A 12,145-nucleotide genomic window follows, 5' to 3' on the forward strand; every position below is an offset into this window, starting at 1 on the left:
CCCCCGCTCACAAACCCCAGAAATCATCGATCCGGACAAAGCCGTCACCGCCATCGCGATGATGCACCTTGACCCAGCCCGCCTGCGGCGGCGCAATCATCTCGACCACGCCATCGCGAGCGATGGTGTACAGGCGCGCGGATTTGGCGTCGGGCGCGGCATGGGCTTCCGAACGCTCGGCCGTCACCAGCAGCATGTGCCGCTTGCTCAGTCCCGCACTCGGAATCCATGCGATGCCCCCGGTCGCATCGCGAACCCGCGACCAGTCGTTCTGTACCGTCATCACCTCGACCGGATAGTAGCGACTGACCACGAACAGCTTGCGGGCGGCCAGGGACGGCTCCTCGTACAGGGCCACCCCGGTTTCCTTCACCGAACGGAAGTCCAGCGCCGCGGCCCACTGCGCATGGCAGGCGAGCAGCAGAACGAAAAAAGCGCGCCCGCAACGCATCAGGCGTTCCCGGCCTCTGCCTGTTGCGCACGCTGCTGCATGTACAGTGCTTCGAAATTGATCGGCGACAGCAGCACCGGCGGAAAGCCGGCGCGGTTCACCAGATTGGACACCGTCTCGCGCGCATACGGGAACAGGATGTTCGGGCAGGCCACGCCCAGGATAGGATCGAGATCTTCCGTGGGAACGTCGCGGATCTGGAAAATGCCGGCCTGGGCCACTTCGACCAGGAACAGGGTCTTGTCGGCAACTTTGGCGGTGACCGTGACGGTCAGCGTGCAATCGTAATACCCTTCATCAACCGATTTGGATTCCGACGACAGCTGCATGTCGATTTCCGGCTGGGCTTGCTCCAGGAAAACCTCGGGCGCACCGGGAACTTCCAGCGAGAGGTCTTTCACATAGATTTTTTCGATGGAGAAAACCGGCTGCAGCTCTTGTTGTTCACTCATGTCGTATCTCGCAGTGCGCCGGGCGCGAGCCCTGACGCGTGATGGATTTATAGTCGGAGCGGCCAGGCCGCCAAGGAGGAATCATCGCATGAATATCGGGCGCAAGCCAACCGCTCACAGCGCCAGAAGCACATCCAGTTTTCCGGAACTGTTGAGCGCGATCAAATCGTCGCAACCGCCCACATGCGTTTCGCCGATAAAAATCTGAGGCACCGTACGCCGCCCGGTCAGCGCCATCATTTTTTCGCGCTCGGACGCGTCCAGATCGACCCGGATTTCGGTCAGCCCGGCCACGCCCTTGCTCATCAGCAACGCCTTGGCGCGCACGCAGTAAGGGCATGTAGCCGTCGTGTATAGAGTGACTGTTTGCATCGACTTTCCTTGCTCTCGAATTGCACGTCAGCGACGGATTGTCGCGGACGGCGCGTTCAGCGTCCTGCGACGCCATCGCTATCATTATACGACGCGAAACGCTGCACGAGATCGCCGACCACGGCATCCAGAGCCGCCTTCTTGCGCTCGGCATCGCGGGCATTGACGATGGCGACCAGAACCAGGCGGCGCCCGTCCGGCGCCAGCCAGTAACCGGCCAGCGCGCGAACTCCGTCCAGCGTCCCCGTCTTCAGGTGCAAGCGCGCGCCCAGATCGCCGAAGCGGTGCTTCAGCGTGCCCTCCTCCCCGGCGACCGGCAAGCTGGCCAGGAAATCGCCGCTATAGGGCCCGCGCGCCGCTGCGCGCAACACTTCGCCCAGCAGGCGGGCGCTCACGCGCTCGCGCCGCGACAGTCCGGCGCCGTTTTCGAGCGCGAGTCCGCCCGCATCGATACGCGCAGCGGCCAGCGTGCTGCGCACCAGTCGATCGGCATCGCGCGGAGTGTCGCTGCCACCGGCCGAACGCCCGAGTGTCAGAAACAGCAGGCGTGCCATCGGATTGCTGCTGTACTTGTTCATATCGGGCAGCATGCGGGCCAGTGGCTCGGAGCGGCTCTGTGCCACCTCCCGCGACGCGGCGGGGGTCCGCCCCACACCCCACCCCCCCGGTCCCGTCCCGCCTTCTGCCTGCCACAACCCGATGAAGGCGGCAGCGGCGAACGCCTCGGGGGACAGTGGCGTCACATAAGTCGAACTCCCGTCGCAAGCCGGCGGCAAGGCTCCCTGCGCGCGAATCAGATCGGGGCGGACCTCGATGCTGACATGGCGCCTGACATCGCCGCAGGCCCCCTCTGCACCCACGCGTAAGGCATTCTCGAGTCTCACCCCGGCCAGCGGCGGATCCAGGGCCAGGCGCATCTTTCCGTCAGCGACGTAGAAATGCAGCCACGCAGCGTTGAGGTTGGTGAGCAGCGCCGACGGTTGCGTCATAAAGCTGCGCCCTTCGTCGGCATCGAAACCGTCGGCAGCGCCGAGCGAGGTGAAGGCACTGCCATCGAGCACGAGCCGGCCGCCTAGATGGCGAATGCCCCGCTCGCGCAACTGCGCAAGCAAGGCATCGAGCCGGTCGCGGTAAAAACGCGGCTCACCGCTGCCGACCCAGTACAGATCACCCTGCAGCGTATCGCCTTGCACCGCGGCTTCAGAGCGCAACTCGGTCGACCAGGTGTAATCGGGAGTCAAGCGGGTCAATGCCACCCAACTGGTCAACAGCTTCATCGTCGAGGCTGGATTGACCGCGACATCGGCCCGGTGCGCGGCCCATACCGCATCGCCCTCCACCGGAGCCGCCCAGATGGCAATTTCGTCCGGCGCGATCCCGTGCAAATCGAGTGCATGCGCGGGCAAGACCGCCAGCCAGAACAGGAAACCCGACCATCTCATCTATTTCTCCTCCCGCCCCGGACCTTACATTTCCTGCGGATCGACATCGAGCGACCACCGCAGGCCGTGACCGTGGCGGCGCGCAAGCTCTTCCACGCAGGACTGCAGCTGATTCAGAAAATGGTGCAATGCCGGTCGCTGCCCGACTTCAAACACCAACTGTGCACGCTCGCGATTGGCGAGGCGGACCATCAAGGCGGGGGCCGGTCCCGAGATTCTGACCTCGCCGGCGAACGCATCGGCGCAGGCACGGACCGATTTTAGGAAGGCCTCGGCCTCTTCCAGCGTGCGCGCATCCGCGCGCAACATGGCTTGATGGCAGGCCGGCGGGAATCCGGCCTCCCTGCGTTCGCGCAGCAGCTGCGCGGCATAGCCGTCGAAGTCATGCGTCAACAAGGCCTGGTAAAGAGGATGATCCGGCCACTGGGTCTGCACCAGCACACGCCCCGGCGTCCCGGCGCGCCCCGCCCGGCCGGCGACTTGCAGCAACTGGGCAAACAGTCGCTCCGAGGCGCGGTAGTCGGCCGAATACAAGCCTCCATCGGCGTTCACCACCACGACCAGACTCATTGCACCGAAATCATGCCCCTTGGCCAGCATCTGCGTACCCACCAGGATGTCGACCTCCCCCGCCTGCACCTTGCGGTATATTTCGTCCCAGGCTTGTTTGTGCTGCGTCGTGTCGCGATCGATGCGCAACACGCGGGCGCCGGGAATCATGCGCGTCAACCCGGCCTCAAGCCGCTGCGTTCCCTCGCCCAGCGGCCGTATATCCACATTGCCGCATGTCGGGCAGACCTTCGGCACCGCCTCCTCCCAGCCGCAATGATGGCAGCGGAGGATGCGCTCGCGCAGATGCACCACCAGCTTGGCACTGCAACGCGAGCAGCCCGAGGTCCAGCCGCATTCGCCGCAGGCCACCACCGGCGCAAATCCTCGGCGATTGATATAGACCAGGCTGAGCTGACGTTGCGCAACCGCGCCCGACAGGGCCTCCAGCGCAGGTTCGGCCAGGCCCTCGATCCGTTTCATGCGACGGATATCGACCAGCCGGACCTGCGGCAACCTCGCCTCGGCGTGCGCGCGCTGGGTGAGCACGATACGGCGGTAACGCCCGGCATCGACATTGCTCATCGTTTCCAGACTCGGGGTCGCACTCCCCAGCACGATGGGGACGCCGGCACGACGCGCGCGCCAGATCGCCAGATCGCGCGCATGGTAGCGCAGGCCGTCCTGCTGTTTGAACGAGCCGTCATGCTCTTCATCGACAACAATCAGGCCGACCCTGGGCAGGGGCACGAACACCGACAAGCGCGTGCCGATCACGATGCCGGCCCGGCCAAGCCAGGCATCGAGCCAGGCGTTGAGACGCTCGCCATCGGACAAATGACTGTGCAGCACGGCCAGGCGAGTGGCAGGAAAGCGCGATGCGAAGCGCTCCAGTAACTGGGGGGTCAGATTGATTTCAGGAACAAGCACCAGCGCCTGACGCCCTGCCAGCAATTCGCGCTCGATCAGCCGCAGATAGACTTCGGTCTTGCCGCTTCCGGTCACACCATGCAATACCCAGGGGGCAAACCCGGCGCCAGCGCCGAGAATCGCGTTCAGCGCGGCCTGCTGCTCGCCCGTGAGTTCGGGCCGGTCGCTGACGGCGCACTCCATGCCCCCGGCCTCCACCCGCTCCACCCAGCCCAGATCGGACCATTCGCTCAACCACTTGCCGGCCTGGGGCGTAATCGAACGCAGCATGGATGTCGACTGTGCGCCGGCGAGCAAGGCCTGCCACAGAGCAAGGCGGGCTTTCTGACGCGCGGCGGGCCCGGCCTCGCGACAACCGGCAGCGGAAAGGCGCCAGTCGCGCTCGTCCCGTACCCGCACCGGCGCGGCATCCCGCATCGCGGTCGGCAGCGCGGTGAACAGGGTTTGCCCAAAGGGATAGTGATAGTAGCTCGCACAGAACCGGATCAGTTCCAGAAACTCGGCGGGCAGTGCCGGCAATTCGTCGAACACGGCGAGGACAGGCTTCAATCGCGAAGGATCGACACCCTCCCCGGGTATCAGGTTCGCAACTATGCCACAGAGTTTGCGCGGGCCGAAGGGAACCTGAACGCGTTGGCCATCGACGAGCGTTAGATCGGTCAAGTAGCTGAACGTTCCAAAAAGGGGCACATCGACAGCGATACGCACTTGGCGCTGTTCTGCCATTTACCGCTCCATAGTCCCAAAGCCCTGCTGCGACAAGCCTTTGCGCAGCCTGTTCACAGAACCTGTGGATAAATTTGTGAGTAACCGTGCTCTCCTTACGCGAAAAGCCCTGTGGGCCGCCCTCCGTCTAGATTGCACAAATTTTAAGCAAATGTTAAATGTCTTTGTTTTCAAGACGTTAAAATGAAGGCACCAAAGCTGACCATCTCTATTGACAAGGAAGGTATGAGCAGGTAGCAAGTGTGCATAACTCGTGGAACGACACCCGGCCAAGCTGTCAAGCCCCTGTGCGGAAGACGTTCCAGGCTGTGCGGATGACGCGTGGGGCAAACTGGAAAACCAGCACCGACGGCCTCTGATACCCCCCGAGCATAAATCGTTCGCTTTCTCAGTTATTCACATGTAATGGCGAGAAGTGTCAAGCCGAACGCCGCGACAGACTATGGACGGCATCCACCAGAATTGCCGCATGGTCGGGATCGACATGCTGTGAGATCCCGTGGCCGAGATTGAACACATGGCCGTCGCCAGGACCGAAATCGGCGAGCACGCGCGCGACTTCCGAGCGAATCGCCGCCGGCGAGCCGAACAACACATTGGGGTCGAGATTGCCCTGCAGCGCGACCCGGTCCCCGATCCGGCGCCGTGCGGCCCCCAACTCGGTGGTCCAGTCGAGACCGACGGCATCGGCGCCGCAAGCGGCGATCGCGTCCAGCCATTGCCCGCCCCCTTTGGTAAACACGATACAGGGGACGCGCCGTCCTTCGTGCTCGCGCTTGAGTCCGGCGATGATGCGTTCGGTGTAGGCCAGCGAAAACTCGCGGAAGGCGGCTGCCGTCAACGCCCCGCCCCAGGTATCGAAAATCTGCACCGCTTGCGCGCCGGCTTCGATCTGGGCATTAAGATAGGCCGTCACTGCGGTCGCATTGACCTCGAGAATACGATGCAGCAAGGCCGGTTCGGAATAGAGCATCGCCTTCAGATGGCGAAAATCGTCGCTGCCGCGGCCTTCGACCATGTAGCAGGCCAAGGTGAATGGACTGCCCGAAAAACCGATCAGTGGTACCGTACCGTCCAACGCACGGCGTATGGTGGACACAGCATCCAGCACATAGCGCAGCTTGTCGGTCGGGTCGGGCGCCGCCAATTTGAGAATAGAGCGCTCGTCGCGCAGCGGACGCTCGAAGCGCGGCCCCTCGCCCTCGGCAAAAGACAGCCCTAGCCCCATCGCATCAGGGATGGTCAATATATCCGAAAACAGAATCGCCGCATCGAGCGGGAAGCGCCGCAAGGGCTGCAGAGTGACTTCACAGGCCAGTTCCGGATTCATGCACAGCTGCATGAAGCTCCCGGCGCGCGCGCGCGTTTCCCGGTACTCCGGCAGATACCGTCCGGCCTGGCGCATCATCCAGACCGGGGTGTAATCAACGGGCTGCCGCAACAGGGCACGCAGAAAAGTATCGTTTTTTAGCGACGTCATGATGCGACCGTGAGAGTGGGGAGCGCAGATTATAACGTGCGCGTCCACGGACGGCACGCCGCTTGCAATCGGTGCAGCAGTCCGGCTAGCCGCCGCCGGACTGTCCGCACATCAGATATCGACTTCGACCTCGTTGCCGCGGGCCTCCATCCAGCTGCGCCGCCCCGCCGCCTCGCCCTTGCCCATCAGCATGCCGAACAGGCGCCGGGTATCGTCTTCGCCCTGCGGCCGGACCTGGACCCGCGACAGGCGACGGGTATCCGGATGCATGGTCGTATCCTTCAATTGCTCCGGATTCATTTCGCCCAGCCCCTTGAAGCGGCTGATCCCCCACGCGTTCTCGCGCACGCCTTCGCTACGCAGGCGTTCGAGGATGGCCTCGAGCTCGGCCTCGTCCAGCGCGTACAACTTCTTCGGCGGCCGCACCTTGCCCTGTCCCGGCACGTCGACGCGAAACAGCGGCGGCTGGGCCACGAAAATGTGCCCACCGTTCAGCAGCGCCGAGAAATGGCGATAGAACAGCGTCAGCAACAACACCTGGATATGGGAACCGTCGACGTCGGCATCGGACAGGATGGCAATCTTGCCATAGCGCAGCCCCGACAGGTCGGCCGCTTCGCCAGGAGCATGCGGATCGACGCCGATCGCGACCGCCATGTCGTGGATTTCAGCGTTGGAAAACAGCTGGTCCTTGTCGGTCTCCCAACTATTTAGAACTTTGCCGCGCAGCGGCAGAATCGCCTGGTATTCCTTGTCGCGCGCGAGCTTGGCCGAACCGCCGGCCGAGTCGCCCTCGACCAGAAACAACTCGTTGCGCAGAATATCTTCGCTTTCGCAATCGGTCAGCTTTCCCGGCAACACCGCGACGCCGGAGCCTTTTTTCTTTTCGACTTTCTTGACCGACTTCAGGCGGCTCTGCGCCTGCCGTATCGCGAGTTCTGCAATTTTCTTGCCGGCTTCGACATTCTGGTTGAGCCACAATTCAACCGGGTCGCGCGTCAATCCGGAAATCAATTTCAACGCGTCGCGACTGGTCAGTTTTTCCTTGGTCTGCCCCTGGAACTGAGGATCGAGCACGCGCGCCGACAAGACATAACGCACGCGGCTCCAGACGTCTTCGGCCATCAACTTCACACCGCGCGGAAGCAGGTTGTGGTGATCGACAAAACTCTTGACGGCCTCGTACACGCCGGCACGCATACCGGCTTCATGCGTGCCGCCGGACGAGGTCGGGATCAGGTTGACATAGCTTTCGCCACCGGCGGCCTCTTCAAACCAGGCCAGCGCCCACTGCGCGCCCTCGCCGACCGCGAATTGCTCATGCTCGCCGCTGATATAGGCCTCGCCGGCAAAAAAGGGAGCGACCGGCTCGTCGCCGTTGCACAACTCGACCAGATAGCTCTTCAAGCCGTCCGGATAATGCCAGGCCTTGACTTCATCCCCTCCAGCCCGCTCGAGCACAAGGCTGACCGCAACGCCCGGCAATAGCACCGCCTTGGCGCGCAGCAGCCGTTCCAGCTCCGGCATCGAATAGCGCGGACTTTCGAAATAACGGCCATCCGGCCATACCCGCACCCGGGTGCCGCTGGTTCTCGCGCCGCAGTCGCCGACCCGCGCCAGGGCTTCGACCACATCGCCACCGGAGAAGGCCATGCGGTAAACCCCACCCTCACGCTTGACCTCGACTTCGAGTCGTGTCGACAAGGCATTGGTCACTGACACGCCGACGCCGTGCAGACCGCCGGAGAAGGCATAGGCACCGCCATCCTTCTTGTTGAACTTGCCCCCGGCGTGCAAGCGGGTGAAAACCAGCTCGACCACCGCCACGCCTTCGGTAGGATGGAGGCCGACAGGAATGCCGCGGCCGTCGTCTTCGACCGAGAGGGAGCCGTCCAGATGTACCGTCACCGCGATCTTGCGCGCGTAGCCGCCCAGGGCTTCGTCGGCCGCATTATCGATGACTTCCTGACAGATATGGGTCGGATCGGTGGTCCGGGTATACATCCCCGGACGCTCTTTGACCGGCTCGAGGCCCTTGAGCACCCGGACCGAGGATTCGTCGTACTGTTGGGTCATGGCTTGAATGAATGAATTCGCAGTGAAAACACGCCACGGCGGCAAGCGCGGGGCGCATTGAATGGAAGGCCCGGGGGCTTAGTCGCCCCGGCCATGCAGGGCAGGTTGCCGCCCGAGGAAATCCTCGCGCGATTCCACACCCTTGACGAAGCGGGACAGCTCCCGCAAGGCTCGTTCATAGACGTCGCGTTTGAACTCGATAACAGAATCGATCGGCGCCCAGTATTCGTTCCAGCGCCAGCCATCGAACTCGGGGTGGTTGGTCGCGCGCAGACAGACGTCGCAATCGCGACCGACCAGTTTCAGCAGAAACCAGATCTGTTTCTGGCCCTTGTAACTGCCACGCCATTCGCGCCGCACCCAATTGCTGGGGACATCGTAGCGCAGCCAGTCGCGTGTGCGGCCAAGAATCCTCACATGTTGTGGCAAAAGCCCGACTTCTTCCAGCAGCTCGCGATACATCGCGGCCTCGGGGCTTTCGCCAGGCTTGATGCCCCCCTGTGGGAACTGCCATGAGTGTTCGCGCACACGCTTGCCCCAGAATACTTCGCTGTGCGCGTTGATCAGGACTATTCCGACATTGGGGCGATATCCGTCCCGGTCCAGCATGAAAAAACCTACAATTCGTCTCGTTGACTGAATTTTTGCACATTTCCGCATGCTATGCCATGCGAGCATTGGTCTCGGCGGCGGCTTCCGGCTCAGCGACGGGACACAGCGCCCCCCAGTAGTGATAACATGCCTAGCTTTAGTGTCTGCGGTCTATCCTGCCGATTCCAGCTGCCATGGCGTTTTTATCACTACGTCCCACCCCGGAACAACTTCCGCGCTTTCCTTTGCAAAGCGGTTCGGTCCGGACCCTGCTATGCGCCGCCGATCTGCGGCGTACCCTGCTCGATCTGATCGCGTCCGCACGCCAGCGCATTTATCTGACTGCGCTTTATCTGCAAAACGACGAAGCCGGCGAAGAGATCCTGCGCGCGCTGCACGCTGCCCGGGCTCTCAGGCCCGAACTGGACATTTGTGTACTTGTCGACTGGCACCGCGCACAACGCGGGCTCATCGGCGAAGGCAAGCAGAGCGGCAATGCGGCCTGGTACCGCAGTATCACGCAGGAAATGAGCACTGAGGTTCCGATCTACGGCGTACCGGTTCAGACCCGCGAGCTGTTCGGAGTATTGCACCTCAAGGGCTTCGTCATCGACGATACCGTGCTCTACAGCGGTGCCAGCCTCAATAATGTCTATCTGCACAAATTGCAGAAATACCGCCACGACCGCTATCAGTGCATCGACTGCCCGACGCTGGCCGACAGCATGGTCAATCTGTTGCAGCAACACCTGCTGGCCTCTCCGGCCGTGCACCGGCTAGACCTCGCCGATACGCCGCCGACACGGACGCTGCGCAGGGAAATCCGCGAGCTGCGCAAGCACTTGATGAGCGTACGCTACGACACATCACAGGCGACCGCACTGCCCGCCACGCTCGCGGTCACACCGCTGATAGGCGTCGGCCGCAATAATGCACTCAACCGTATCATTGTCGACCTGATCAGGCAGACCGAACATCACCTGATCATCTGCACGCCGTACTTCAACTTCCCCAAGCCGGTCACGCGCGAAGTCAATCGTCTGATCAATCGTGGCGTCACGGTCGAAATCATCGTCGGCGACAAGACCGCCAACGATTTTTTCATCCCGCCCAGCGAACCGTTCAAGGTCATCGGGGCCCTGCCTTATCTCTACGAGATCAATCTTCGCCGCTTTGCGCGCCGCCATCGCAAGACGCTGGAACAGGGGCAGCTGAAGATCCATCTGTGGCGGGACGGCGACAACAGCTACCATTTGAAAGGGCTGTGGATAGACGAACGTCTGCACCTGATTACAGGCAACAACCTGAACCCACGCGCGTTCAGCCTGGATCTGGAAAACGCGCTGCTCATCCACGACCCGCGGCAGGAACTCGCCGGACAGAAGCGCGAAGAACTGGACACCATCCTCGCCCGGACCCGCCCGATCGAGCATTACCGCCAACTCGAGCGCCTCGGGCAGTATCCGGAAGCCGTACGCAAGCTATTGACCCGGCTCAGCCGGGTTCGCATCGACCGTCTGCTCTACCGCATCCTCTGAGACGCGCGCGGCTCAGAGCGCAGGCAGCAGTTCGGTCAAGGCGGCCACCAGCGCGGCGCATTCGTCGTCGGTTCCTATCGTTATCCGCAGATATTGATCGATCCGCGGCGAGTGGAAATGACGAACGATGATTGCCCGCTCGCGCAAGCCGGCTGCCAGGCGTGCCGCATCGCAGCGCGGATGCCGGACAAAGACGAAATTGGCGCCCGACGGCAATACCTCGAATCCCAGTTGTCCAAGGCTCGCGCTCAGGGCTTCCCGGGTGGCGATGATGGCTTGCCGGGTTTGCTGAAAATAGGCCTCATCCTGATAGGCAGCGATCGCCCCCGCCTGTGCCACGCGATCGAGCGGGTACGAATTGAAGCTGTTTTTGACCCGCTCCAGCCCGGCGATCAGTTCGGTTGAGCCATAGGCGGTGCCGACACGCAAGCCGGCCAGCGAGCGCGACTTGGACAAGGTCTGCACCACGAGCAGATTGGGATAGCGCCCGATCAGGCTGACCGCACTCTCCACACCGAAGTCGACATAGGCTTCATCGATAACCACCACCCGCTCCGGTTGCGCTTGCAGCAGACGCTCGATGGCCGCGAGCGGCAAGGCAATGCCGGTCGGCGCATTGGGGTTCGGAAAAATGATGGCGCCGCAGGGCCCCCTATAATCGTCTACGTCGATTTCCATTTTGTCGTTTAGCGGAACCTGGCGGTACGCGATACCGTACAAGCCGCAGTAGACAGGGTAGAAGCTGTAGCTAATATCCGGGAACAAGAGCGCCTGCTCGTGGTCAAGCAGGGCCTGAAACACCACCGCCAGCACTTCGTCGGAGCCGTTGCCGACGAAAACCTGCTCCGTGCCGATACCATGATAGGCGGCAAGCGTCGAACGCAGCGCATCGGACCCAGGATCTGGATAGAGCCGCAGCGAATCGCCCAGGGCACGCTGCATCGCCTCGACGGCACGCGGAGACGGACCATAGGGGTTTTCGTTGGTATTCAGCTTGATCAGACCCGATATTTTCGGCTGTTCGCCCGGCACATACGGGGTCAGAGAATGGACGACGGGACTCCAGAATTTGCTCATTGCATTCTTGCGGAAAGTTGATCGGCTGAACCATAGTAGCATGGAGAGTTGCAGGCCTAAAACCGGCACGGCGGCATGAAACGACCGGGCGTCAGCGGCGGCTTATTTCACAGAAAAATTTACTGAACGTAAGTATTTTCCTGGCCTCGAAGCTGGGCGGCTCTCTTTCCGAGCCTTTTCTCAGCGAGGTGATGACATGAAATGCAGCTTGAACAGTCTGTTTATACTCGTTTTCCTGGGCACATTCCCGCTGGCGGCTGCGGCGGCTCCGGCCGAAGGGCCTGCCCCTGCCGTCAGCAGTACGGCGGTCAAACCCCCGCCGGGGTCTCGCATCGGCTGCTTCCAGCGTCTGTGCTGGTGGTATTGAGACGCGCAGCGGCAAGCACTCCCGGAGAGTAGGGTTCGCGGGAGTCTAGTGTCCCCGTGGGCGGTTGGGGCGTCTCGTTCGTGGAGGTTCAGGG

At 62.4% G+C, this 12,145-nt stretch carries 10 protein-coding genes; 1 reads left to right on the forward strand and 9 read right to left on the reverse strand.

Going from position 1 to position 12,145, the window contains the following annotated elements; all coding sequences use genetic code 11:
- Nucleotides 1–7 precede the first annotated feature (7 nt).
- The 8 genes from G520_RS0111815 to G520_RS0111850 all read right to left on the reverse strand — a co-directional run bounded on the left by G520_RS0111815 (nt 8) and on the right by G520_RS0111850 (nt 9,087).
- The gene (locus G520_RS0111815; RefSeq protein WP_028535850.1) at nt 8–451 is read right to left on the reverse strand and encodes an SH3 domain-containing protein; all 444 of its coding nucleotides are present in this window, start codon (nt 449–451) and stop codon (nt 8–10) included.
- Nucleotides 451–903 carry a protein-export chaperone SecB gene (gene secB, locus G520_RS0111820; protein ID WP_028535851.1) on the reverse strand — a complete coding sequence of 151 codons (453 nt, stop codon included), beginning with the start codon at nt 901–903 and terminating at the stop codon, nt 451–453. The genes G520_RS0111815 and secB overlap by 1 nt, the downstream gene beginning before the upstream one ends.
- A gap of 114 nt (nt 904–1,017) precedes the next feature.
- Nucleotides 1,018–1,275: a glutaredoxin 3 gene (gene grxC, locus G520_RS0111825; RefSeq protein ID WP_028535852.1), complete on the reverse strand. Its 258-nt coding sequence runs from the start codon at nt 1,273–1,275 to the stop codon at nt 1,018–1,020.
- 56 nt (nt 1,276–1,331) lie between these two features.
- Complete coding sequence (dacB, locus tag G520_RS0111830; RefSeq protein ID WP_028535853.1) at nt 1,332–2,717, reverse strand: D-alanyl-D-alanine carboxypeptidase/D-alanyl-D-alanine endopeptidase; 1,386 nt, start codon at nt 2,715–2,717, stop codon at nt 1,332–1,334.
- A gap of 24 nt (nt 2,718–2,741) precedes the next feature.
- Complete coding sequence (locus tag G520_RS0111835) at nt 2,742–4,922, reverse strand: primosomal protein N' (protein ID WP_028535854.1); 2,181 nt, start codon at nt 4,920–4,922, stop codon at nt 2,742–2,744.
- A gap of 418 nt (nt 4,923–5,340) precedes the next feature.
- Nucleotides 5,341–6,402, reverse strand: coding sequence for a uroporphyrinogen decarboxylase (gene hemE / locus G520_RS0111840; protein ID WP_028535855.1), 1,062 nt, complete (start codon nt 6,400–6,402; stop codon nt 5,341–5,343).
- 111 nt (nt 6,403–6,513) lie between these two features.
- Nucleotides 6,514–8,478, reverse strand: coding sequence for a DNA topoisomerase IV subunit B (gene parE / locus G520_RS0111845; protein ID WP_028535856.1), 1,965 nt, complete (start codon nt 8,476–8,478; stop codon nt 6,514–6,516).
- A 78-nt stretch (nt 8,479–8,556) separates the two neighbouring features.
- Nucleotides 8,557–9,087 carry an RNA pyrophosphohydrolase gene (locus G520_RS0111850; RefSeq protein WP_028535857.1) on the reverse strand — a complete coding sequence of 177 codons (531 nt, stop codon included), beginning with the start codon at nt 9,085–9,087 and terminating at the stop codon, nt 8,557–8,559.
- 176 nt (nt 9,088–9,263) lie between these two features.
- Here G520_RS0111850 and pssA point away from each other — a divergent pair, with 176 nt between their 5' ends.
- A complete protein-coding gene (gene pssA, locus G520_RS0111855) occupies nt 9,264–10,607 on the forward strand; it encodes a CDP-diacylglycerol--serine O-phosphatidyltransferase (protein WP_028535858.1) in 1,344 nt (447 codons plus the stop codon).
- A gap of 12 nt (nt 10,608–10,619) precedes the next feature.
- Here the strand turns inward: pssA and hisC are convergent, their stop codons facing one another.
- On the reverse strand, nt 10,620–11,684 hold the full coding sequence (gene hisC, locus G520_RS0111860; protein ID WP_028535859.1) for a histidinol-phosphate transaminase: 1,065 nt from the start codon (nt 11,682–11,684) through the stop codon (nt 10,620–10,622).
- Nucleotides 11,685–12,145: the final 461 nt, after the last annotated feature.

Origin of the sequence: Paludibacterium yongneupense DSM 18731, from assembly GCF_000422925.1 — a bacterium.
Classification (GTDB): domain Bacteria; phylum Pseudomonadota; class Gammaproteobacteria; order Burkholderiales; family Chromobacteriaceae; genus Paludibacterium; species Paludibacterium yongneupense.